23 protein-coding genes are annotated in these 21,777 nt (G+C 57.4%); 9 read left to right on the top strand and 14 right to left on the bottom strand.

The window, feature by feature from the left end; translation table 11 throughout:
* Nucleotides 1–93: 93 nt before the first annotated feature.
* Nucleotides 94–1,107: a LacI family DNA-binding transcriptional regulator gene (locus tag ACWPW2_RS19195; protein ID WP_454124779.1), complete on the bottom strand. Its 1,014-nt coding sequence runs from the start codon at nucleotides 1,105–1,107 to the stop codon at nucleotides 94–96.
* Between the two features lie 264 nt (nucleotides 1,108–1,371).
* Between ACWPW2_RS19195 and ascF the strand changes: the two genes are divergently transcribed.
* The 4 genes from ascF (at nucleotide 1,372) to ACWPW2_RS19175 (ending at nucleotide 7,188) form a co-directional block, all read left to right on the top strand.
* On the top strand, nucleotides 1,372–2,814 hold the full coding sequence (gene ascF, locus ACWPW2_RS19190; protein WP_454124777.1) for a PTS cellobiose/arbutin/salicin transporter subunit IIBC: 1,443 nt from the start codon (nucleotides 1,372–1,374) through the stop codon (nucleotides 2,812–2,814).
* A 20-nt stretch (nucleotides 2,815–2,834) separates the two neighbouring features.
* A complete protein-coding gene (locus tag ACWPW2_RS19185) occupies nucleotides 2,835–4,259 on the top strand; it encodes a 6-phospho-beta-glucosidase (RefSeq protein ID WP_454124775.1) in 1,425 nt (474 codons plus the stop codon).
* 136 nt (nucleotides 4,260–4,395) lie between these two features.
* Nucleotides 4,396–5,289, top strand: coding sequence for an SDR family oxidoreductase (locus tag ACWPW2_RS19180; protein WP_124967441.1), 894 nt, complete (start codon nucleotides 4,396–4,398; stop codon nucleotides 5,287–5,289).
* Nucleotides 5,290–5,373: 84 nt separating this feature from the next.
* The gene (locus ACWPW2_RS19175) at nucleotides 5,374–7,188 is read left to right on the top strand and encodes a glycoside hydrolase family 15 protein (RefSeq protein WP_454124773.1); all 1,815 of its coding nucleotides are present in this window, start codon (nucleotides 5,374–5,376) and stop codon (nucleotides 7,186–7,188) included.
* Nucleotides 7,189–7,489: 301 nt separating this feature from the next.
* On the opposite strand, the gene ACWPW2_RS19170 is transcribed toward ACWPW2_RS19175, so the two are convergent.
* On the bottom strand, nucleotides 7,490–7,720 hold the full coding sequence (locus ACWPW2_RS19170; RefSeq protein WP_023480567.1) for a hypothetical protein: 231 nt from the start codon (nucleotides 7,718–7,720) through the stop codon (nucleotides 7,490–7,492).
* A 248-nt stretch (nucleotides 7,721–7,968) separates the two neighbouring features.
* On the opposite strand from ACWPW2_RS19170, the gene ACWPW2_RS19165 reads away from it, so the two are divergent.
* Together ACWPW2_RS19165 and ACWPW2_RS19160 are read left to right on the top strand one after the other, a co-directional pair.
* On the top strand, nucleotides 7,969–8,496 hold the full coding sequence (locus ACWPW2_RS19165) for a hypothetical protein (RefSeq protein ID WP_034813591.1): 528 nt from the start codon (nucleotides 7,969–7,971) through the stop codon (nucleotides 8,494–8,496).
* A gap of 6 nt (nucleotides 8,497–8,502) precedes the next feature.
* The gene (locus ACWPW2_RS19160) at nucleotides 8,503–8,910 is read left to right on the top strand and encodes a putative T6SS immunity periplasmic lipoprotein (RefSeq protein ID WP_279794443.1); all 408 of its coding nucleotides are present in this window, start codon (nucleotides 8,503–8,505) and stop codon (nucleotides 8,908–8,910) included.
* 35 nt (nucleotides 8,911–8,945) lie between these two features.
* Here the strand turns inward: ACWPW2_RS19160 and ACWPW2_RS19155 are convergent, their stop codons facing one another.
* From ACWPW2_RS19155 to ACWPW2_RS19135, 5 genes are all read right to left on the bottom strand, one after another.
* On the bottom strand, nucleotides 8,946–9,479 hold the full coding sequence (locus tag ACWPW2_RS19155) for a hypothetical protein (protein ID WP_454124770.1): 534 nt from the start codon (nucleotides 9,477–9,479) through the stop codon (nucleotides 8,946–8,948).
* 310 nt (nucleotides 9,480–9,789) lie between these two features.
* Entirely contained in the window at nucleotides 9,790–10,089 is a 300-nt protein-coding gene (locus ACWPW2_RS19150; RefSeq protein ID WP_454124768.1) for a helix-turn-helix domain-containing protein, read from the bottom strand.
* A 54-nt stretch (nucleotides 10,090–10,143) separates the two neighbouring features.
* Entirely contained in the window at nucleotides 10,144–10,839 is a 696-nt protein-coding gene (locus ACWPW2_RS19145) for an ArsR/SmtB family transcription factor (protein WP_454124766.1), read from the bottom strand.
* Complete coding sequence (locus ACWPW2_RS19140) at nucleotides 10,836–11,228, bottom strand: amino acid-binding protein (protein ID WP_042714719.1); 393 nt, start codon at nucleotides 11,226–11,228, stop codon at nucleotides 10,836–10,838. Before ACWPW2_RS19140 ends, ACWPW2_RS19145 begins: the two co-directional genes overlap by 4 nt.
* Before the next feature lies 1 nt (nucleotide 11,229).
* Nucleotides 11,230–11,544 (bottom strand): antibiotic biosynthesis monooxygenase family protein, encoded by a 315-nt coding sequence (locus tag ACWPW2_RS19135; RefSeq protein ID WP_454124764.1) that lies wholly within the window; start codon nucleotides 11,542–11,544, stop codon nucleotides 11,230–11,232.
* A gap of 218 nt (nucleotides 11,545–11,762) precedes the next feature.
* Between ACWPW2_RS19135 and ACWPW2_RS19130 the strand changes: the two genes are divergently transcribed.
* Both ACWPW2_RS19130 and ACWPW2_RS19125 read left to right on the top strand, forming a co-directional pair.
* Complete coding sequence (locus ACWPW2_RS19130) at nucleotides 11,763–13,622, top strand: beta-glucoside-specific PTS transporter subunit IIABC (protein ID WP_454124762.1); 1,860 nt, start codon at nucleotides 11,763–11,765, stop codon at nucleotides 13,620–13,622.
* A gap of 30 nt (nucleotides 13,623–13,652) precedes the next feature.
* Nucleotides 13,653–14,648, top strand: coding sequence for a LacI family DNA-binding transcriptional regulator (locus ACWPW2_RS19125; RefSeq protein WP_454124760.1), 996 nt, complete (start codon nucleotides 13,653–13,655; stop codon nucleotides 14,646–14,648).
* A gap of 319 nt (nucleotides 14,649–14,967) precedes the next feature.
* Here ACWPW2_RS19125 and ACWPW2_RS19120 read toward each other — a convergent pair whose 3' ends face one another.
* Nucleotides 14,968–15,828: an aldo/keto reductase family oxidoreductase gene (locus ACWPW2_RS19120; RefSeq protein ID WP_454124758.1), complete on the bottom strand. Its 861-nt coding sequence runs from the start codon at nucleotides 15,826–15,828 to the stop codon at nucleotides 14,968–14,970.
* 167 nt (nucleotides 15,829–15,995) lie between these two features.
* Between ACWPW2_RS19120 and ACWPW2_RS19115 the strand changes: the two genes are divergently transcribed.
* A complete protein-coding gene (locus ACWPW2_RS19115; RefSeq protein WP_454124756.1) occupies nucleotides 15,996–16,949 on the top strand; it encodes a diguanylate cyclase domain-containing protein in 954 nt (317 codons plus the stop codon).
* Here the strand turns inward: ACWPW2_RS19115 and hycI are convergent.
* From hycI to ACWPW2_RS19085, 6 genes are read right to left on the bottom strand one after another with little or no spacing between them, the layout of a single operon-like run.
* Entirely contained in the window at nucleotides 16,946–17,401 is a 456-nt protein-coding gene (gene hycI, locus ACWPW2_RS19110) for a hydrogenase maturation peptidase HycI (RefSeq protein WP_454124754.1), read from the bottom strand. The two genes, ACWPW2_RS19115 and hycI, sit on opposite strands and share 4 nt — an antisense overlap.
* Complete coding sequence (locus tag ACWPW2_RS19105; protein ID WP_454124752.1) at nucleotides 17,394–17,804, bottom strand: formate hydrogenlyase maturation HycH family protein; 411 nt, start codon at nucleotides 17,802–17,804, stop codon at nucleotides 17,394–17,396. The genes hycI and ACWPW2_RS19105 overlap by 8 nt, the downstream gene beginning before the upstream one ends.
* Nucleotides 17,804–18,568, bottom strand: a complete 765-nt coding sequence (locus tag ACWPW2_RS19100; protein ID WP_042714733.1) for an NADH-quinone oxidoreductase subunit B family protein — start codon at nucleotides 18,566–18,568, stop codon at nucleotides 17,804–17,806. The genes ACWPW2_RS19105 and ACWPW2_RS19100 overlap by 1 nt, the downstream gene beginning before the upstream one ends.
* Nucleotides 18,568–19,110, bottom strand: a complete 543-nt coding sequence (locus ACWPW2_RS19095) for a formate hydrogenlyase complex iron-sulfur subunit (RefSeq protein ID WP_454124749.1) — start codon at nucleotides 19,108–19,110, stop codon at nucleotides 18,568–18,570. Before ACWPW2_RS19095 ends, ACWPW2_RS19100 begins: the two co-directional genes overlap by 1 nt.
* 17 nt (nucleotides 19,111–19,127) lie before the next feature.
* Nucleotides 19,128–20,837, bottom strand: coding sequence for a formate hydrogenlyase subunit HycE (gene hycE, locus ACWPW2_RS19090; RefSeq protein WP_023480644.1), 1,710 nt, complete (start codon nucleotides 20,835–20,837; stop codon nucleotides 19,128–19,130).
* 12 nt (nucleotides 20,838–20,849) lie between these two features.
* Nucleotides 20,850–21,776 carry a respiratory chain complex I subunit 1 family protein gene (locus ACWPW2_RS19085; RefSeq protein WP_454124747.1) on the bottom strand — a complete coding sequence of 309 codons (927 nt, stop codon included), beginning with the start codon at nucleotides 21,774–21,776 and terminating at the stop codon, nucleotides 20,850–20,852.
* Nucleotide 21,777 lies beyond the last annotated feature (1 nt).

Below are 21,777 nucleotides of genomic sequence, written 5' to 3'. Positions count from 1 at the left end.
ATAAAGCGTGCCACTTTTTAAGTGGCTGAATTTAATGATGTTAGTAAAAGCGCAGCGCTGTCATCGACAGAAGTGTCGATGACGGCTGACACCTCAGGCGCAGGGGCCGCTGGTGATGGAGTCGCGCAGGATCAACTCGCCGGGAAAGGTGGATTGCAGGGTAAAGTCGCCGCCATCGAGCATAAAGATCAGGCGGTTGATGGTCTCTTTGATCATGTCGGTGACCGGAATTTTGACGCTGGAGAGCGCTGGCACGGTGAAGGGAGCCATGGCGATATCATCAAAGCCCACCACGGAAACCTGGCCGGGTATGGCGATGCCGCTGTCATGCAGCTGTTTGATAGCACCCACCGCCATATCGTCATTGCTCGCCACCAGCGCGCTGAAAGAGACCTTGCGCTCCAGCAGTTCACGCACGCCGAGCGCGCCGCTTTGTGGTGTCCATTTCCCTTCGACAATCAATTCGTTACGTACCGCAATGCCCTGCTGTTGCAGCGCGTCTTTGTAACCGGATAAACGCTCAATACCGGTAGGCGAATCGAGCGAGCCGGTGATAAGCGCAATATCGCGATGACCGCGCGCAATCAGCGCCGAGACCGCCTGCTGGCTGGCGGCGTGCTGATCGCAAAAGACGCAGTGGCTGAGGTTTTTGCGCAGGCGGCGGTTGAGCACCACAATCGGCTGAGTATGGCTGTCGATAATCGCATCCAGCTCGTCGACGCTGAGAAAACGCGGGTAGATGATGACGGCGTCGCAGCGCAGATCGAGCAGGTACTGGATCGCCTGGCGCTCCTCTTCGGCGCTGTGTTTGCCGTCTGCCAGCAGCAGCTGACGCCCTTTGTCTTCGGTCATGCGCGCCGCGTGGGAGAGCAGTTCGCTGAAGTAGACGCCGTGGTAAAGGGTGTTGGTAACCACTAATCCCAGCGTCTGGGTGGTGCTGCTGGCAAGGCTGCGCGCCAGCAAGTTTGGCCGGTAGCCGCTCTCGCTAATCGCCTGAAAGACGCGGCTTTTTGTCTCCTCGCTGACATAGCCTTTGCCCGTCAATACGCGTGAAACCGTGGCTTTCGACACCCCTGCCCGCTTCGCCACCTCCTGCATTGTCGCCATCTGTCCTGCTCCTGCAAATGTCCTGTGGCGAAGTGTACTTCAGCCACGAGGCGTATTGAAACAGTTAACCATCCGGCAAAAAGCGCGCGTTTGTGATTATCCGGTGATCTCGGTCACGCTTTGAAAAAGTGCTCATTTTTAGGTCTTGTTTCCCTCACATAAACTCATCATGATTTTGTGGAACCGGTTACCTATTTCATGTTTCATCGCCGCCTGGGCGTGCGATAAGTCATTACCCTATTGATTAAACAGGATAAAAAAACAATGGCTAAGAACTATGCGGCGCTTGCCCACTCGGTGGTAGATGCGCTGGGCGGTGTCGATAACATTGCCGCCGTAACGCACTGCATGACGCGCCTGCGCTTCGTGGTGAAAGATGAAACGCGCATCGACAGCGCGACGCTGAAAAGCATCAGCGGCGTGATGGGCGTGGTACGCAACGACAACCAGTGCCAGGTGATTATCGGTAACACGGTTTCGCAGGCGTTTCGTGAAGTGGTCAGCCTGCTGCCGCAGAATATGCAGCCCGTCGAGACGCAGACCAAACAAAAACTCACCTTGCGCCGCATCGGCGCGGGCATTCTCGATGCGCTGATCGGCACCATGTCGCCGCTGATCCCGGCGATTATCGGCGGGTCGATGGTCAAACTGCTGGCAATGGTGCTGGAGATGTCCGGCGCGCTGCCAAAAGGCTCCTCCACCCTGACGATCCTGACGGTGATCGGCGACGGTGCCTTCTTCTTCCTGCCGCTGATGGTTGCCGCCTCGGCGGCGGTAAAATTCAAAACCAATATGTCGCTGGCGATCGCCATTGCCGGTGTGCTGGTGCACCCGAGCTTTATCGAGCTGATGGCGAAAGCGGCGCAGGGCGAGCACGTCGAGTTTGCGCTGATCCCGGTGACCGCGGTGAAATATACCTACACGGTTATCCCGGCGCTGGTGATGACCTGGTGCCTCTCCTACATTGAACGCTGGGTCGATCGCATCACCCCGGCGGTGACGAAAAACTTCCTCAAGCCGATGCTGATTGTGCTGATTGCTGCACCGCTGGCGATTGTGCTGATTGGCCCGCTCGGCATCTGGATCGGTAGCGCCATCTCCGCGCTGGTTTACACCATTCACGGCTATCTCGGCTGGCTCTCGGTTGCCATTATGGGCGCGCTGTGGCCGCTGCTGGTGATGACCGGTATGCACCGCGTCTTTACGCCCACTATCATTCAGACCATTGCCGAAACGGGCAAAGAGGGAATGGTAATGCCGTCGGAAATCGGCGCGAACCTCTCCCTTGGCGGCTCGTCGCTGGCGGTGGCGTGGAAAACGAAAAACCCGGAGCTGCGCCAGACGGCGATGGCGGCGGCAGCCTCGGCGATCCTCGCCGGGATCTCCGAACCGGCGCTTTATGGCGTGGCGATTCGCCTGAAACGCCCGCTGATCGCAAGCCTCATCAGCGGCTTTATCTGCGGCGCGGTGGCCGGTATCGCCGGGCTTGCCAGCCACTCAATGGCGGCTCCGGGGTTATTTACCAGCGTGCAGTTCTTCGATCCGGCAAACCCGATGACCATTGTCTGGGTGTTTGGCGTGATGGCGCTGGCGGTAGTGCTGTCGTTTGTGCTGACGCTGCTGCTCGGCTTTGAGGATATCCCGGTCGAAGCGGAGAAAAACGCACCGACGGCGCAGCCGGTAACGGTAAAAGAAGCACAAGCCTGATTAATAGAGCGAGGTAACGCATGGCTGTTTTTCCGCAAGGATTTTTATGGGGCGGCGCACTGGCCGCCAACCAGTCGGAAGGGGGATATCTGGAGGGCGGCAAGGGGCTGACCACCGTCGATATGATCCCGCACGGCGCGAACCGTCTGGCGGTGAAACTGGGGCAGGAGAAACGCTTTGCCCTGCGCGACGATGAGTACTATCCCAGCCATGAGGCGATCGATTTTTACCATCGCTACAAAGAGGATATCGCTCTGATGGCGGAGATGGGCTTTACGGTGTTCCGCACCTCGATTGCCTGGAGCCGTCTCTACCCGAAAGGCGACGAATTAACGCCGAATGAAGAGGGGATCGCCTTCTATCGCGCGGTGTTTGCCGAGTGCAAAAAGTACAATATCGAACCGCTGGTGACGCTGTGCCACTTCGATGTGCCGATGCACCTGGTGACGGAGTATGGATCCTGGCGCAACCGCAAAATGGTGGAGTTTTTCACCCGCTATGCCCGCACCTGTTTTGAAGCCTTTGACGGGCTGGTGAAGTACTGGCTTACCTTCAACGAAATCAACATCATGCTGCACAGCCCCTTCTCCGGTGCCGGGCTGGTGTTCGAAGAGGGCGAAAACCAGGATCAGGTGAAGTACCAGGCCGCACACCATGAGCTGATTGCCAGCGCGCTGGCGACCAAAATCGCCCATGAGGTGAACCCGCAAAACCAGGTGGGCTGCATGCTGGCAGGCGGTAACTTCTACCCCTACTCCTGCAAACCGGCCGATGTCTGGACGGCGCTGGAGAAGGATCGCGAAAACCTCTTCTTTATCGATGTGCAGGCGCGCGGCAGCTATCCGGCCTACTCTGCCCGCGTATTCCGTGAGAAAGGGGTGCAGATTGTTAAAGAAGATGGCGATGATGAAATCCTGAAAAACACCGTCGATTTTGTCTCCTTCAGCTACTACGCCTCGCGCTGCGCCTCGGCGGAGATGAACGCCGCCAACACCAGCGCAGCGAATATCGTCAAATCCCTGCGCAACCCGCATGTTGAGGTGAGCGAATGGGGCTGGGGTATCGATCCCCTTGGCCTGCGCATCACCATGAACATGATGTATGACCGCTATCAGAAGCCGCTCTTTTTGGTGGAGAACGGGCTGGGGGCGAAAGATGAGGTCGATGCCAACGGCGAGATCCATGACGATTACCGCATCAGCTACCTGCGCGAGCATATCCGCGCGATGGGTGACGCGATTGAAGATGGTATTCCGGTGATGGGTTATACCAGCTGGGGCTGCATCGATCTGGTGGCGGCCTCCACCGGTGAGATGAGCAAACGCTACGGCTTTGTCTATATCGATCGCGACGACCAGGGCAACGGCACGCTGGCGCGCAGCCGCAAGAAATCCTTCTGGTGGTATAAGAAGGTGATCGCCAGCAACGGCGCGGATCTCGACTGATCCTGACGGCAGCGAAAACACGGCTTTTCGCTGCCGTTTTATTTCACATATTCCTGGTTTTCCTGCCCGTAACGTGACAACGCTCACATCTATGCCAGGCTTAAACACGTGTCTACATAACGTTTAAGGAGCAAGCATGGCAGAGCAAAACACTAAACGACCTTTAGCGCCGCACTACCCGACCCCTCCTTTTGCCGAGCAACCGCAAACGCCGCCTGGCCTTGCCAGTAAGATGATCCCGGTACCGGATCATGGCGAAACCAGTTATCGCGGTTCTGGCCGTTTGACCGGACGTAAAGCGCTGATCACCGGGGGTGACTCTGGTATCGGGCGCGCTGTCGCCATCGCTTATGCCCGTGAAGGGGCTGACGTGGCGATTAACTATCTGCCGGAAGAGGAGTCCGATGCGGCAGAAGTGATCAAACTGATTGAAGCGGAAGGCCGCAAAGCGATTGCCATTCCGGGCGATATCCGCTCTGAAGCCTTCTGCCAGCAGCTGGTAGAGGATGCCGTTAAAGGTCTTGGCGGGCTGGACATTCTGGTTAACAACGCCGGTCGTCAGCAGTTCAACGAATCGATCCTCACCCTGTCGACGGAAGATTTCGACGCCACCTTTAAGACCAACGTCTATGCGATGTTCTGGATCACTAAAGCGGCGGTGAAACACCTCCCGGAAGGCGCGAGCATTATCAACACCTCTTCGGTGCAGGCCTACCAGCCAAGCCCGATCCTGCTTGATTACGCCCAGACCAAAGCCTCGATTGTCGCCTTTACCAAATCCCTGGCGCAGCAGCTGGGCGAGAAAGGTATTCGCGTCAATGCCGTTGCACCGGGTCCTTACTGGACACCGCTGCAATCGAGCGGCGGTCAGCCGCAGGAGAAAGTGCAGCAGTTTGGTGCCAGCGCACCGCTGAAACGCCCAGGCCAGCCGGTTGAGATTGCGCCGCTGTACGTAACGATGGCGTCGCCGGAAAGCAGCTACAGCTCCGGCCAGGTATGGTGCTCCGACGGGGGTACCGGTACGTTGTAAGGATTGCCACAATCCTGCATCTCGTGGTCGCCGCCCGGCGGCCACGTCCGTTTCTCCCCTCCTCTCAACAGGACACAACAGACCGTGAAGAACGCGCAATACACCTCTCCCGTGCGGGAAAATGGCTTTGTCGAGGCGGGCGATTATGCGGCCATCGGCGAGGGTCGCTCCGTGGCGCTGATTGCGCCGGATGGTTCGATTGACTGGTGGTGCGCGCCCAATCTTGATTCGGCCCCGCTGTTTGACCGCCTGCTCGACCCCGATATCGGCGGTTTTTTTCAGCTTGAGCCGGATGCGCCCTACAGCGTGACGCGGCGCTATCGCGATGACAGCAACGTGCTGGAAACCACCTTCACCACCGACAGCGGCAAAGTGCTAATCACCGAATCGATTAACAGCACGCTGGCGGGTCGCCTGCCGTGGAGCGAGCTGGCGCGGCGCGTCGAAGGCCTAGAGGGAGAGGTGAAGATGAAGCTCTCCCTGCGTTTTGGCACGCGGGCGGAAACCTGCTCGCCGTGGCTTAATGAGACCGCTCACGGCAACGTCTACCACATTGCCGATCTGATGGCGATGCTGCGCACCAGCGAAGATGTGGCGATCGTCGATGTTGATGATGAGCAGATCCACGGCACCTTTACCACATCGCCCGAGAGCCGCACGCTGGTGGCGCTGCTGGTGACGGAGAAGGAGCCGCTGGCGGTGCCGGATCTCGCGGCGATTGATGAGCGGATCGAGACCAGCCACACCGCGTGGGTCGACTGGTCAAAAAGCCTCAGCTACCGCGGGGCGTATGAAAATCATGTCGGGCGCTCGGCGCTGGCACTGAAGTTTCTCTGGTATTCGCCGACCGGCGCCCTTGCCGCAGCGGCAACGACGTCGATCCCGGAAGGGGTCGGCAAAGAGAAAAATTATGACTACCGCTATGCCTGGGTGCGCGACGCCTGCCTGATTATCAAAGCCTTCGCCTTTCTCGGCGCGCTGGAGGAGTGCAAGGCCGCCTTCTCCTGGTTATCCAAAACCATTATTCGCCACGGTGTGCGCCTCCATGCTTGCTACACGCTAGAGGGAGAAGCGGTGCCCGCCGAGACCTATCCGCCGCTGCGCGGTTACAAAGATTCACGCCCGGTGCGCGTCGGCAACAACGCCCGCGATCAGCTCCAGCTGAGTATGTATGGCGACATGCTGGCGACGGCGCAGCTGTTTGTTAACGCCGGGCATGTGCTGGATCTGCGTACTTCACGTTTACTGGGCGAGCTGGCGAACTGCTGCGCCGATCACTGGCGGCAAAAGGATTGCGGCATCTGGGAACTGCCTGAGCACCAGCACTATACCCATTCCAAAATGGCCTGCTGGCTGGCGCTCGACCGCGCGGTGGAGATGGCGCGCGAGAAGCATATTGAGCCGACCTGGGTGGGCCGCTGGGAGCGCGAGCGAGACCGCATCCGCGACTGGGTTGAGGAGCACTGCTGGTCCGAGAGCAAGCAGGCCTACCTCTTTTACCCGCAAAGCGAGGAGCGCCTCGACGCGTCCCTGGCATTGGTGCACCGCTATGGCAACAGCGTTAATCAGCAGCGCATGTTATCCACCTACCGCGCCATCCGCGAAGAGTTGGGCGACGGCTGCGCCATGACCTACCGTTACAGCGGCGTGCAGGAGGAGGAGAACACCTTCGTCGCCTGTTCGTTCTGGCTGGCGGAAGCCTGGGCGGCAATGGGCGAGATTGACTGCGCGAAAACCGCGATGGAGGAGATCCTCGAGTGCATCTGCGATAAAGGCAACGTCGAAACTTTCAACGAGATGTTCGACGTGCGCACCGGAAAATGGAGCGGCAACCTGCCACAGGGGTTGAGCCATCTGGCGCTGATCTGCGCCGCGCAGGCAATAACGGAACATTCGTAAGAGGTTGATGCGGTTTGTTTTACAAGCGATTCAGGTTGCGTAGGCCTGATAAGGCAAAGCCGCCATCAGGCAGTAATCGGCTGCAATGCCGGATGGCGGCTAACGCCTTATCCGGCCTACAAAGGATATCCGGCTGACAAATGACTGGCTTACGTAGGCCTGATAAGCGCAGCGCCATCAGGCAGTAATCGGCTGCAATGCCGGATAGCGGCTGACGCCTTATCCGGCCTACAAAGCTATGGCTTCAGGCGCGGATGGTGGCGATCGAAACGGTTGAAGCTGGGGTCGCCACGGTAATAGATCACCGGAACCGCTTTGCCGATGTGGTGATCGCCAGGATTGACAGTGTTGATGGTAGCGTTTGATTTTTATTGCTCCAGGTCTGGCCGTTCGCTTCGAAGGCGTAAGTCATCACAATATCGACCTTGCTGAAGTTATTCGGCTTTTTGGGGAAAAAGGTGACAATGTGCGCCTCGGTAGAGAACGGATCTTTTTTATCTTGTGGCTGATAGGGTAATCCTTGCCAAAACATCAGGCTACAGCGCCGATCATCGCTGCAACCGATGCCCGCTATAACCCCCTAAAAGCGGCCTCACGCCCCCTCGCAAAGTAATGTTTTAGCTGGATCAGAGCCTCTCTTTATCAGGAACACCTCCTGTGGACTGGCAGTATCGTTCGAAATTAATCTTTTTCTTCGGATACTTTGAGATTTTGATTCTGGCTTTTCCCCTACAAATGGTGGTCTTATTTTGGTGTTTAGGGAAAACAGGGAGCATAAAGATGGAAACCAGGGAAGGCTTTGAAAGAGCGTTAACATGTGGGGAAGTTGTGCTGGCACGCTCTATATATGGCAATTCAATTTTTTATAACGACGTCAAAGTACATTGTGACAGTTACTTTCCATTCGGATTACAAGATCCGGCTTATGCTATGGCCCCCAATGGAGAGCTGTGGTTTCGAAAAGAGGGTTATTTATCCGACTTCTCGCAAGGAAATGATGAATCTCAGCATACTTTCATACATGAAATGGCTCATGTCTGGCAGCACCAGAAAGGTATGTGGGTAAGGTTGAGCGGCCTTTTTAGCGGAGTTGCTGATTATACATACCGCCTTGATGGTAAGAGGTTGCTCCATCACTACACGATGGAACAGCAAGCATCCATCATTGCTGATTATTGGTTGCTTCGAAAACTAGGGTATTCCAGATGGATTAAAAACGTACGCCTTATCAATTTCAGGGGTGTAACAAATAAGACTGTCCTGCCAGAATACGAATATGTTCTTTCACACTTTTTAAACCAAAGGTAATAGCCAATGAAAAAAATGGTGTTAGTAAGCCTGTTAGTATTATCGCTTGCAGCCTGTCATCAGAACCCACAGCCTCCGCAGCTACGGGCTAAGGCTGTTACCGTCGCGAATAATGTTTGTGTTCTTGTTCAACCCGAAGGCGATGAAAAAGTGGCGATTGTCAAAATCTCAGAAGTCGGGAATCCGCAAAATGCGTTTGAAAAATATGATATCAACGATACAGCGGCCAGCTCTGATAGTTGCATGCCGACTTATGGCTATAAGTTTGAAAAAGGGCACTCCTATAACTTCACCGTGTACCTCGACTCAGACGAAAAAAGAGAGAAAGCGATAATCCCCTCTTCACGCATATTCTCTGTAGGCTTTGCCGTTCAGGATAATGACGGTAATACAGAAATATTTAGCGATAACTGATTTTGAGCCCAGTGACTGGGCTCATAATTATTCTCTTAAGGATAAATCGCCATCAGTACACTACGTTTATCCTGCGAGAAGATATTGAAATCATCACTTAGCGCCGGATTTTTTGTTAATAAACGCTGTTTAACCGCCGGAAATTTATCGTCGTTGGTAAAAAACAGCGCCATCAGATAATCCATATTTTCAATATGATTACTTTCCGATTCGCTGATTACACGTTGATAGCACGTATCCTCTTTTTTACCCAGACGCTCTTTGAGCATGCACTCTTGCAGCAATAATGATGGATTAGCGTTAGCTCTGTTAACAGGCTCAAGGTAAGTGAGCGATTTCTGATAGTCGCCTCTGGAAGAAAGCAGGCTGGTATAACTGCGAATAACATTCATATTTTCAGGATTTTTGTGCGCGAGCTTGTCGAAATCCTCTAACACGGCAGTTTTATCCGCATCCTCTGCCAGCGTGTACTTTTTCACCAGCTCAGAGGCTTGCTGTTTGGGCTCCGCTATCGCGGGTGCGCTGAGAAAAAGGATTACGAGTAATGTTGTCACACCACTGATACGCATTGAGCTCTCCTTGCTTTAAAACGAGACATAACCTTACAGCACATCGCTTTGCACAACAAAGAGAGGGATATGCCTTATCCGGCCTACAGACGATTCGGGTTGCGTAGGCCTGATAAGCGCAGCGCCATCAGGCAGCAATCGGCTGCATTGCCGGATGGCGGCTGACGCCTTATCCGGCCTACAAATGCGACGACTTTGGGCGCGAATGGTGGCATTCGAGGCGGTTAAAGCTGGGGCCAGCACAGTGGTTGGTAGCTGGATATATTGCAACCGTCCACCAGAAAGCCATACGCGGTATAGCGCGGCAGCCTCAAATCTGAAAAGCCACCCGTTTACCGGTAGGCAACGTAATATCAATGGTTAACTCGCCGCCCAGCGCCGCAACATAGCGTTTAAGGGTTGAGAGACGCGGATCGTTGCCCGGCTGCTCTATTTTTGCAAGCGTTGGCTGCTTCACCCCCATCAGGCTGGCAAGCTCCGTCTGGGAAATGTTCAACTCTTCACGAAGCTGGCTTAACACAATGCTGCGTCGTAACTCATCAACCCGCTCTTCAATGCGCGCCAGACTTTCAGGACTTCGTTTCACTAATAGTTCGTCTAAGGTTGCCATAATAACTCCTTATTTCGCATATGCTTGCTGAACTCTGCGTCGGCAATTTTATCCTCATCCTTGCACACCAAACACCCTGAACAGTGCACTTCTTCCCTCTTCGGTAATCGTCACTTCGCGGTAGCCCGGCGTGCGCTGCAGCCAGCCGCGCTGTTCGAAGGCGATAAGCAGCGCAGCACCGGCATCGCCGCCGAGATGAAAGCGGCGCTCGCTCCAGTCGAGGCAGGCGCTGCAAGGTTTACGCCGGGTGTGCGGGTCGAGCGCTACGCCGAGTTTCGCAAGCTCGCGCCTGCCGGTTTCGGTTACCGCATCTCCCGCTTCGGTTATCCACCCATCTCGCTGCATCACGCTGTAAATGCCAACAGCGACCTCACCGGCGAGGTGATCGTAACAGGTACGTGCCCGGCGGAGCGCTTGCGGCGTGCGGGTGACGGGGGCTTTTGCGCCGCGCATCGAGACACCCATCATATTTTCCAGCAGCCCGGCGACATCGCTGCCCGCCAGCCGGTAGTAGCGATGCCGACCCTGCGAGACGCAGACCAGCAGCCCGCTGTTTAGCAGCTTGGTTAAGTGCGCGCTGGCCGTCGACGCGGCGATATCAACCACCGCGCAGAGTTCCGTTGCGGTCCACGCCCGCCCATCCATCAGCGCGCAGAGCATCCGCGCGCGCGACGGCTCCGCCATGGCGCTGGCGATGGCGGCAAGAGCGGTCTCCAGCACTGGCGGTGAATTGTCGGCAGGTAAACTCATACTTTCGAAACGTCCCAATGTTGTGTCACCTCGTGCGCCAGTGGATCATTATCGGTGAGCAGGATCAAGCGATTATCGTGATCGCTGTACTGCACCTCAATGTTGATCCCGGCGTTTGCCAGCGCGCGCGCAATCTCACCCAACTCGCCCGGCCTCTCCTGCTTTAGTTTGCGGATAAGCGGCTTTCTCACGCTTTGCAGCGTAAAGCCTGCCGCCTTCAACACCTGCCCTGCGCGCTCCCCCTCTTCCACCAGAAAGTGAGCATGGCACTGCGCATTGACGGTAAACACCCCGCCGCCCTCAAGACCGACGCCATTGCGACCAAGCGTTTCGCCAAGCGCCGCCAGCGCGCCGGGCGCGTTATCCAGCACCACGTGAAGATCGTACATATCAGGCTCTCCTGTCGGTCGAGGCATAGTCGCGAAATACCTGCGCGACGCGAATGCGGTAGAACGAAAAGATGGTGCGCTGCCCTTCTGCCTGCGCGGCCTGGTGCAGGACGTTTTGCTTCCAGGCGATCACCGCTGCCTCATCGCGCCACCAGGAGAGGGACAAAATCTTCCCCTCCGTGCTCAGGCTCTGAAAGCGCTCAATGGTGATAAAGCCGTCAATCTCCGCCAGCTGCGGCTTCAGTTCTGCGGCAAGTTGCATATAGCGCGGCTGCTCGCCAGGCGCAATATCCGCTTCAAATAACACTGCGATCATAAGTACTCCCTCCACTGTTCCGTTTCGCCAGTGTTATGCAGCGCCCAACGCGATGCTTCGCCCGGCAACGAAATGTCGCCGTAACCCCTCTTTTTTAGGAGTGATTTAGCTCGCACTTTTCCATGAAACCGGTTGCGGCAGAGCGTCACCAGGCTAGCATGAAACCGGTTTCACCCAGTTACACCTACTCAGTTTCCGATAATAAAAGGTAAATAAAAATGGCCGTTATCAGGGATTACAATAAGTTAGCGAGCGATATCCTGCGGGAGGTTGGCGGTGAAGAGAACATCAGCAACTTCTCCCGCTGCGCCACACGACTGCGCCTCGTCCTCAATGAAACGCCCGCCACGGCGAAAAGCAATGTGCAGAGTCTGCCCGGCGTGATTGCGGTCGTTGAGAGCGGCGGTCAGTTTCAGGTGGTGATTGGTACTCACGTCGCCGATGTTTTTAACGCCCTGAGCGGCATGGTGAAAGAGCGCGGCGATGATGCGCCGCCACCCAAAACGCGCTGGCTCGATGCGGTGATCGCCACCATGTCGGCAGTCTTTGCCCCGATCGTCTATATTCTTGCCGCCGCCGGGATTTTACAGGGTTTGTTGATCCTGCTCGGCCTTGCGGATGCGGATATCAAATCCACCGGCACCTTTGCGGTGCTCAACTTTATGTCCTGGACGCCGTTTGCCTTCCTGCCGGTGTTTATTGCCATCACCGCCGCGCGCCACTTTAAGTGCAATCCGTTTATCGCCGTGCTCTGCTGCTGTGCGCTGATCAACCCGGAGTGGACGGCGCTGGCGGGCAAAATCGCCGCCGGTAACGAAGTGAAGTTCCTCTTCTTCCCGCTGGCGGAAACGGTCTATACCTCGTCGGTGCTGCCGCCGCTGTTCCTCGTCTGGGCGCTGTCGTGGTTTGAGCGCCGGGTGGAAAAATGGTTGCCAGAGGTGATAAGCCCGCTCTTTACGCCGCTTATCTGCTTTGTGGTGATTGTGCCGCTGACGCTGATTGTGATTGGGCCGCTGACCAGTTGGGCAGCGATTGGCGTGGCAAATGGCTACAACGCCCTGTTCCATGCCGCTCCGGCGCTGGCGGCAGCAATTATTGGCGGCGTCTGGCAGGTGATTGTGATCTTTGGCGTTCACTGGGGCATTACGCCGGTGATCATGGCCAACTTCGACACCCAGGGGTATGACTCCTTCCAGGCCTACCAGACCATCGCGGTGATTGGTCAGATGGCAGCGGTCTTCGGCGTGTTTATCAAAAGCCGTAACAAACAGCTGAAAGCCACCTCGCTCTCGGCGGGCGTGACGGCCATTTTTGGTATTACCGAACCGGCGATTTACGGCGTTACGCTGCGCTTTAAAAAGCCCTTTATCTGCGGTTGTATTGGCGGTGCCATCGGCGCGGTGGTCGCCAGCCTGTTTGGCAGCCTTTATTATGCTTATGCCGCGCTGCCGGGTCTCTTTACGCTGGTGAACGCCATCAGCCCCGATGCGCCGATGTCCTTTATTGGCGAACTGGCCGGTGCCGGGACGGCGATTGTGCTCACCGTGGTGATGGTGCAGTTTGTCGGTTTTGACGATCCGGTTGAAGAGACGCCCGCAGAGCAGAAACCGGCGACGGTTACCGTTGGCACACTGCAAATGCTCAGCCCGATTAAAGGCGAAGTGATTGCGCTGGAGAGCGTGAAAGATGAAGCGTTTGCCGGCAAAGTGCTGGGCGATGGCATCGCGATTGTCCCAGCCGAAGGGAAAGTGGTCGCGCCGTGCGATGCGCAGGTCGCGACATTAATTGACTCTCATCACGCTATCGGCCTGATCTGTGACAATGGCGCAGAATTACTGATCCATGTTGGCCTGAATACCGTTAATTTACAGGGGCAATACTTTACGCCGCTGGTTAAAGAGGGCGACCGGGTTACCGCAGGCACGCCTCTGCTGGCATTCGATAAGGCGAAAATTGAGCAGGCCGGGTATGATTTAACAACGCCGGTGCTGGTGGTGAACAGCGATGAGTTCACGCTTACTCACCATCAGTCACAAGGTGCCGTCACGGCGGGAGCGCCGCTGATGTCGCTGGCCTGACAAGAGAGATAACACGAGCGAGGATGAAGAATGGTAACGATACTGGATGTCGCACGGCTGGCAGGCGTCTCCAAAGCGACGGTATCGCGCGCGCTGAACGGCAAAGTCTTTGTCCGCGAAGAGGTTAAAGCCCGCATTATGCAGGCGATTGACGAAACGGGTTACAAGCCAAACCAACTGGCGCGCAACCTTGCCAATAATAAAACCAACTCCGTCGGTCTGGTGATCACTAACGGGCTCTACAACGGCCCGTTCTTCTCCAGCATGATTTACCATGCGGCGACCGACAGCGAAATGCACGGTCGGCAGCTGGTGCTGGCGGATGGAAAACACAGCGCGCAAGAGGAGCGGGACGCTATCGACCTGCTGCTGTCGCTGCGCTGTGAAGCGATTCTTATCTACCCGAAATACCTGACGGTTGATGAGCTGGATGAGATTATCGATACCAGCGAGACGCCGATTGTGGTGATCAACCGCGAGCTGACCCGCCACCGCAGCCAGTGCGTGTTTGTTAACCACCAGCAGAGCAGTGAAAGGATGGTGGCCTATCTGCTGGCGCAGGGGCATACGCGTATTGCCTTCGTCGCCGGTTCCGAGGGTTCGCCGACCGGTGACAGCCGCCTGGCGGGGTATCACCAGGCGCTGCGCAACGCCGGAATCGAGCCTGACCCGCAACTGCTGGTGCGCGGAAGCTGGAGCACCGACAGCGGTTATGAAGCCGGGCGCGAGCTGCTGGCGCGCAATGTGCCGTTCAGCTGTGTGCTGGCGGGGAATGACGATATGGCGATTGGCGTGGCAAAAGCGTGTCAGGAGGCCGGGCTGCGCCTGCCGCAGGATGTTTCCCTTGCCGGGTTCGATGATTCGGTAATTGGCAAATATTACAATCCGGCGCTCACCACCCTGCATGTGCCGATGGATGAGATGATCCGCCACGCGGTGGCGATCCTCTTGTTGCCGGACGAGACACCGCCGCGCGCCCATCAGGGCGAGTTGGTGTGCCGCGAGTCGGTGGTTAAGGTTGGGTAATGCCGGATTTTTGTGGGCCGGTTATCCGGCAATGCCGCAGATTGATGCCTGATGGCGCTACGCTTATCAGGCCTACGTAAACCGAATCGGTTGAGAGTTTTGTAGGCCGGATAAGGCAAAGCCGCCATCCGGCAATACCGCCGATTAATGCCTGATGGCGCTGCGCTTATCAGGCCTACGCACACCGAATCGGTTGATAGCTTTGTAGGCCGGATAAGGCGTCAGTCGCCATCCGGCAGTGCCGCCGATTAACGCCTGATGGCGCTACGCTTATCAGGCCTACAAATACTTATCACGCCGACAAATACCGAATCGTTTGCTACGCGCCGATGCTGTTTAATGTTTCCAGCGCCTCGTGCGGCAACACCAGCTTCGCGCTGGCGAGGTTCTCCTGCAAATGCTGCGGAGAGGAGGTGCCAGGGATCAGCAAAATATTGGGCGAACGCTGCAACAACCACGCCAGCGCCACCTGCATTGGCGTTGCATCAAGCTCTGCCGCCACTGCATTCAGCTCGCTCGATTGCAGCGGTGAAAAACCGCCGAGCGGGAAGAACGGCACAAAGGCGATGCCCTGCTCATTCAGACTATCAATCAGCGCGTCATCCTGGCGGTTCGCCACGTTATAGAGATTCTGCACGCAGACGATGGGCGTCATTTTCTGCGCGTCCGCCACCTGCTTCGCCGTCACGTTACTGAGGCCGATATGGCGAATCAACCCGCGATCTTTAAGCTTAATTAACGTCTCCAGCGGCGCATCCAGTGAACCCTCTGCCGGGCCATGAGCGCTGAACATCGCGCGCAGGTTCACCACATCCAGCACATCGAGCCCGAGATTGCGCAGGTTATCTTCCACCGCGCGGGTCAGCTCTTCATCACTAAAGGCGGGCAGCCAGTTGGCTTTCTCATCGCGGCGCGCGCCGACTTTGGTGACAATCGTCAGGTTATCCGGGTAGGGATGCAGCGCCTGCTTAATCAATTTATTGGTAACGTGCGGGCCGTAAAAATCACTGGTATCAATATGATTCACCCCGGCGGCCACCGCATCGCGCAGCACCTGCAGCGCGCGCGCTTCATCGGCCGGCGGGCCAAACACGCCAGGGCCTGCGAGCTGCATTGCACCGTAACCCAGACGACCCACTTCGTTGTCGCCCAGACGATAAGTAAGCGAAAGTTCAGACATAGCATTGCTCCTGTGTGTTAAGTCAGTCGATTGTAGGCGGCGCGTCTGAAGGCGGCAATGCACCTTTTGTGCGAAGGGTAAAGGCCATCCTCAAGCCACGGATATATAACGCAATCGTTACAAGAAATGTCTACACTTGAGAAAACGGGCCCTATCGAGGATGTCATATGATTTTTCCAGCTATGCCAGTCAACGAAAAAGAGCGTCTGCACTCTTTATACATGATGGATCTGCTTGATAAAAAAGATGACGAACGCTTCGACCGCTTAACCCGCATGGCGAAAACCACCTTCGATGTGCCGATTGCGGTGATCAGCCTGCTCGATCGCGATCGCCAGTGGCTGCTCTCGCGCGGCGGCATCGATACCCACGAAACCCCGCGTAACCTCTCTTTCTGCGCCCACGCCATCCTCGAAGAGGGCGTCTTTATTGTGAAAGATACCCAGATGGATACGCGCTTTGCCGATAACCCCTTTGTCACCGGCGAGCCGTGGGTGCGTTTCTACGCCGGTTGCCCGGTGCGTCTGCCGGATGGCGCGATTGCCGGTACCATCTGCATCATTGATACCTACCCGCGCCCCTTCTCCAGCGCGGAGATCAACACCCTGCTCGATTTCGCCGCCATCGTCGAAGATGAGTTTTTAATCCTCAGTATGGCGATGACCGATGCCCTGACCGGCATGCCCAACAGCCGCGGCTTTTACCGCTCCGGCGAGAAGCGCTTCAACTTGTCGAAAGAGCACAACACCCCTTTTAGCCTGCTCTATTTCAGCATCGACAACCTGAAGTCGATCAATGAAGTGCTGGGCAGTAAAGAGGGGGATGCGGTGGTGAAAACCTTCGCCAGCACGCTGACGAAATGCCTGCAGGAGCAGGATATCGCCGCGCGCATGGGTGGCGGGGAGTTTGCCGTGCTGCTCAGTAACAGCGCCGAGCACGATGTCGATGCCTTCCTCTTCGATCTGCAAACGCGAATGGACGCGCTGGAGATGAGCGGCGGCAAAAACTATCACATCAACTACTCTCACGGCGTGATTGAGCAGGATGAGAAGTACACCACCCTGCGCGACATGCTGGAGGAGAGCGGCAAAGTGATGTACGCAGAGAAACGTCGCCGTTAAAGGGTGGCGAAACCGCCCTGCCCTTGCCAGCCCTCAAGCCGCTGATAGATCGTCTCTACCGCCGCCTTCACCGGCGGCGTCATCGGGTAGTAAAAGCCGACGATATCGGGCTGAATGCCAAGGAAAATCACCTCGCCGACATCCTCTTTCAGCTGATCGATCAGGTAGTTGAGCGGCATATTGTGGGTGGTCATCATAAACATCTCGGCGATGTCGTCCGGGTTAACCACGCGGATCTCGCCGGGGTTAAGCCCTATATCGGTGGCATCGACCAGCAGCAGCCGCGCCGGGCGCAAACCACGGATCGCGGCAACATCATTCTCCGGCGCGCTACCGCCATCAATCACCCGCCACTCTCCGGCAGGTTTGGCGGCGCACATCTCCGCCAGCAGCGGGCCTGCGCCGTCGTCGCCCATCATACTGTTGCCGACACAGAGTAAAACGTCAGTCACGTAACCTCCTGACCATCAGATAGATGGCGCTCTCCTGGTAAATATCATGCAGTATCGACAACAACTCGCGGCTCCACGCCTGCTGCGTTGCGTTTTGCTGCGCCAGCGCGCGGTCAAAAGCGTTCGCCAGCAGCATCACATGCGTACTGTCGATCACAATTTCGCCGTAGCGCGGCACCCCTTCCATTTTTCGCCGCGCCTCGCTGCCCGCTTCAAGGGTAGCGATCCACGCCATGTAGTCGTCCCATGAGCAGGTGAGCGCCGCCTCCAGACAGTCGATCACCCCAAGATGGTGGCCAATAGCCAGACTGTAGTAGACCACCTGCTGCGCCTGCGGCGGCGTCGCCTCGTTTTCATCGATAAATTTGCGCCGCAGCTGGCTAAAGACCACCGTTTCGCCCATCAGATTTTCGCCTCCTGCACCACCTGGTTAAGGTGGCTGACAATCTCCGTCAGGCGCGGATCGTTCTCCTGCGCCAGCCAGTTCATCACTTCATGCTCGCCGAGGGTGCGCAGGCGCAGGTAATCATCAGCAATCTGGCGGCCATAGCGGTAACCCGCCAGCCGACGCGCGGTGCGATCCACCTTGACCCGCAGCGGTTGCACCATCTGCGGATGGAGGATCTCTGCCGGTTGATCGTCCTGCTCGCCGGGCAGACGAGCGTGAATTTTCTGCTCCAGCAGCCCGAGCGCCATCGCAAAGCCATACAGCGTGGCGGCAGGCGTCGGCGGGCAGCCGGGAATATAGACATCGACCGGCACGATCTTGTCGGTTCCACCCCAGACGCAGTAGAGATCGTGGAAGATCCCGCCGCTATTGCCGCAGGCACCGTAGGAGATACAAATTTTCGGATCGGGCGCCGATTGCCAGGCGCGTAACGCCGGGGAGCGCATCGCGCGGGTGACCGCACCGGTAAAAAGCAAAATGTCGGCGTGACGCGGCGACGGCACCACCTTTATGCCAAAGCGTTCGGCGTCGAACAGCGGCGAAAGAGTGGCGAAAATCTCGATTTCACAGCCGTTGCAGCCGCCGCAATCCACGCGGTAGACGTAAGCGGAGCGTTTGATCTTCTTCAGCAGCGAGGCTTTCATGCTGGCGATGGACTCCTCCACCGTCATCGGCAGCGGAATGCCCTCTGCGTCGCGCGGTCCAATAAGCTGGCTCATCAGCTGGCCTCTCTCATGTGGCGGGTCAATTCAATCCGATCGGTTGGCACCAGGCACTGCTGGCGTTTACAGGCCGGGCAGGTTTCAAAGCTGGCACGGTGCGCTTCCGCATGGGTGTCGCCGTTATGCGCCAGCAGCGCGATGGCGTAATCGATCTCTTTCTGCACGGCAAAGGGGCGCGCGCATTCACGACACTGGCACAGTTCAAAACGCGACTGTTGCAGAAAGTCAGCCTTGTTCCACACCGCCAGCTCATACTCCTGCGACAGGGTAATCGCCGCCGTCGGGCAGACCTCTTCGCAGCGGGCACAGAAGATGCAGCGCCCAAGATTAAACTGCCAGGCCTGCTCGCCGGTGGCGAGATCGGTCTCTACCGTCAGGGCATTAGAGGGGCAGGCATTGACGCACGCGGCGCAGCCGATGCACTGCTGCGGGTTGTGCTGCGGCTTACCGCGAAAATTTTTATCAACCGGCATCGGCGACAGCGGATAGTCGCTTGTCGGTGCACCGGTTTTGATCACTTTTTTGATAAAGGTAAACATGGCTTGCAACGCTCCTCCTATTTCAGCGGCGAGTGCTTACGCTCAATGCTGTAGCGCTCCAGCTCTTTGTAGGGCACCACCTGGCTCTTTTTCTTGCGCACATCCACCACCGTCATGCGGTCGGTGCAGGAGTAACAAGGATCGAGGCTGCCGATAATCAGCGGCGCGTCAGAGACGGTATTGCCGCGCAGCATGTAGCGCAGGGTTGGCCAGTTGGCGTAGGTCGCCGCGCGGCAGCGCCAGCGGTAGAGTTTCTGGTTGTCGCCGGTCATGCTCCAGTGGATATCATCCCCGCGCGGCGCTTCGGAAAAACCGAGGGCAAAGCGGTGCGGAATATAGGTAAAGCCCTCGACCATCAGCGGGCCGCCGGGCAGATTATCGAGCCCGAAATCAATCATGTTCAGGGCGGTAAAGACTTCGTTGATACGCACTTTCAGGCGCGAAATCACATCGCAGCCCTGCTCGGTGTGGACAGTCATCGGCAGCAGGCCGTAGCCGACAAACGGGTGATCGGCGCGGGTGTCGCGGGCATGGCCGCTGGCGCGCACCATCGGGCCAACGTTACTGAAGTCGCGGGCGATTTGCGGATCAAGGCGGCCAATGCCGACCGTGCGCTGCTCAATGTTCGGCGTGCTTAACAGCATATCGACCAGCTCCTGCACATCGCGGCGCATCTGCTGCGCCAGCTGGCGGGTCTGGATCATCTCATCCTTCAGCATGTCGCGACGGATGCCGCCAATCAGGTTCAGGCCGTAGGTTTTACGCGCCCCGGTGAGAATTTCCGCCATCTTCATCGAGGTTTCACGCACGCGGAAGAACTGCATAAAGCCGGAGTCAAAGCCGACAAAGTGGCAGGCAAGGCCGAGGTTGAGCAGGTTGGAGTGCAGGCGCTCGACCTCAAGCAAAATGGCGCGGATCATCTGCGCACGCTCCGGCACGACAATGCCCATCGCGTTCTCCACCGAGGTGGTGTAAGCGGTGCTATGGGCAAAGCCGCAGATGCCGCAGACGCGATCCGACAGAAAGGTCACCTCGTTGTAACCCATGCGGGTTTCTGCCAGCTTTTCCATGCCGCGGTGGACATAGAACATGCGGTAATCGGCGTCGATAATGTTCTCGCCATCGACGAACAGGCGGAAATGGCCCGGTTCGTCAGAGGTGACGTGCAGCGGGCCAATTGGCACCACATTGTTCTTCTTATCACCCAGTTCGTTGATGAACTCGTAGGTTTCCGCATCGGTGGTCGGCGCGGGGCGCTGGCGGTAATCCATGCTGTCTTTGCGCAGCGGATAGAGTTCATCCGGCCAGTCGTCGGGCAACACCAGACGGCGCTCATCCGGCAGGCCTACCGGGATCAGGCCATACATATCGCGCACTTCGCGCTCGCCCCACACTGCCGCCGGCACGCGCGGCGTGACCGAGGGGTACTCCGGTTTCAGGGCATCCACTTCGACGCGCACGGTGATCCAGCACTTCACGCCCTGCTCCATCGACAGCACGTAGTAAACGGCGAAGTGGCCGTTGAGCTTGCGCTCATCGTTGCCAAACAGCACCGACAGCCAGCCGCCCTGCTGGTAGTAGAGAAACTCGACCACTTCCGGCAGATAGTTGATTTTGATGGTCAGGGTCAGCTGATCCTTCGTCTGCCATGCGCTATCCAGCACCACGCCGGGGAATTTTTCATGCAGCGCAGCAAGGTAGTGTTGGCCGATCTTTTCTTCAGACATAGATGAACTCTCTTAATAGGTCGCCAGCAAGGAGACAAAGGCCAGAAAGGCGACGCCGAAACCGGCCCAGGTGACGCGCGAGGCGGCAACAAAACGCAGGCGCGCCATGCTGTTTTCAAACAGGGCGATAACCAGCACGCCGAGCAGCAGTTTCAGCAGCGCGACAACCAGCGCCAGTAGCAGCCCGCCAACCCTGAAGGAGGCCATCTGCCCCCAGGGTAAAAAGACGCCGACAAACAGTTGCAGCACCACCAGCTGTTTCAGGCTGATGCCCCACTTGAGAATGGCGAAGCCGCTGCCGCTGTACTCGGAGAGCGGCCCCTCCTGCAACTCCTGCTCCGCTTCCGCCAGATCGAACGGCAGTTTGCCCATCTCAATAAAAGTGGCGAAAGCGCAGGCGCAGAGCGCGAGAAACAGCGGCAGGCTGGCGTGCAGCGGCCAGTGATAAACGGTGTCGGTAATGTGGGTGATATGAGTTGACCCGGCGACCAGCGCCGCCACCCATAACCCCAACAGCAGGATCGGCTCCACCAGCACGCCGAGCATCGCTTCGCGGCTGGCACCCAGCCCGGTGAAGGGGCTACCGGTATCCAGCCCGGCGATGGCGAAGAAGAAGCGGGCAATGGCGAAGAGGTAGATAAGCGTGATCAGATCCCCAAGCAGCGGTAGCGGTGAGGCCACCGTCACTACCGGCAGCGCGGTGGCAATCGTCAGCATTACGCCAACCATCACCAGCGGCGTCAGGCGAAAGACCCAGCCGGAAGCCGCCGGGGCGACGCTCTGCCGCCCAAGCAGTTTGAACAGATCGCGATACTCTTGCAGCACGCCCGGCCCGCGCCGGTTATGCAGACGCGCACGCGCCACGCGGCTGATGCCGGAAAGCAACGGCGCAAGGGCGAACAGCACCAGCGCCTGTACAACAGCAAACAGAAAACTCATC

The sequence above is a fragment of the Kosakonia sp. Marseille-Q7440 genome (assembly GCF_965119485.1).
This window is presented reverse-complemented; position numbering and strand designations above follow the sequence as displayed.

Coding starts and splice junctions, on each gene's coding strand:
- ACWPW2_RS19150 (WP_454124768.1), bottom strand. CDS start 10,089: ATGGCAACCTTAGACGAACTATTAGTGAAACGAAGTCCTGAAAGTCTG.
- hycE (WP_023480644.1), bottom strand. CDS start 20,837: ATGTCTGAAGAAAAGATCGGCCAACACTACCTTGCTGCGCTGCATGAA.
- ACWPW2_RS19160 (WP_279794443.1), top strand. CDS start 8,503: ATGAAAAAAATGGTGTTAGTAAGCCTGTTAGTATTATCGCTTGCAGCC.
- ACWPW2_RS19165 (WP_034813591.1), top strand. CDS start 7,969: ATGGAAACCAGGGAAGGCTTTGAAAGAGCGTTAACATGTGGGGAAGTT.
- ACWPW2_RS19085 (WP_454124747.1), bottom strand. CDS start 21,776: ATGAGTTTTCTGTTTGCTGTTGTACAGGCGCTGGTGCTGTTCGCCCTT.
- ACWPW2_RS19195 (WP_454124779.1), bottom strand. CDS start 1,107: ATGGCGACAATGCAGGAGGTGGCGAAGCGGGCAGGGGTGTCGAAAGCC.
- ACWPW2_RS19180 (WP_124967441.1), top strand. CDS start 4,396: ATGGCAGAGCAAAACACTAAACGACCTTTAGCGCCGCACTACCCGACC.
- ACWPW2_RS19140 (WP_042714719.1), bottom strand. CDS start 11,228: ATGTACGATCTTCACGTGGTGCTGGATAACGCGCCCGGCGCGCTGGCG.
- ACWPW2_RS19155 (WP_454124770.1), bottom strand. CDS start 9,479: ATGCGTATCAGTGGTGTGACAACATTACTCGTAATCCTTTTTCTCAGC.
- ACWPW2_RS19135 (WP_454124764.1), bottom strand. CDS start 11,544: ATGATCGCAGTGTTATTTGAAGCGGATATTGCGCCTGGCGAGCAGCCG.
- ACWPW2_RS19115 (WP_454124756.1), top strand. CDS start 15,996: ATGATTTTTCCAGCTATGCCAGTCAACGAAAAAGAGCGTCTGCACTCT.
- ACWPW2_RS19100 (WP_042714733.1), bottom strand. CDS start 18,568: ATGAGCCAGCTTATTGGACCGCGCGACGCAGAGGGCATTCCGCTGCCG.
- ACWPW2_RS19145 (WP_454124766.1), bottom strand. CDS start 10,839: ATGAGTTTACCTGCCGACAATTCACCGCCAGTGCTGGAGACCGCTCTT.
- ACWPW2_RS19125 (WP_454124760.1), top strand. CDS start 13,653: ATGGTAACGATACTGGATGTCGCACGGCTGGCAGGCGTCTCCAAAGCG.
- ACWPW2_RS19095 (WP_454124749.1), bottom strand. CDS start 19,110: ATGTTTACCTTTATCAAAAAAGTGATCAAAACCGGTGCACCGACAAGC.
- ACWPW2_RS19170 (WP_023480567.1), bottom strand. CDS start 7,720: ATGTTTTGGCAAGGATTACCCTATCAGCCACAAGATAAAAAAGATCCG.
- ACWPW2_RS19185 (WP_454124775.1), top strand. CDS start 2,835: ATGGCTGTTTTTCCGCAAGGATTTTTATGGGGCGGCGCACTGGCCGCC.
- ascF (WP_454124777.1), top strand. CDS start 1,372: ATGGCTAAGAACTATGCGGCGCTTGCCCACTCGGTGGTAGATGCGCTG.
- ACWPW2_RS19120 (WP_454124758.1), bottom strand. CDS start 15,828: ATGTCTGAACTTTCGCTTACTTATCGTCTGGGCGACAACGAAGTGGGT.
- ACWPW2_RS19105 (WP_454124752.1), bottom strand. CDS start 17,804: ATGGGCGAAACGGTGGTCTTTAGCCAGCTGCGGCGCAAATTTATCGAT.
- ACWPW2_RS19130 (WP_454124762.1), top strand. CDS start 11,763: ATGGCCGTTATCAGGGATTACAATAAGTTAGCGAGCGATATCCTGCGG.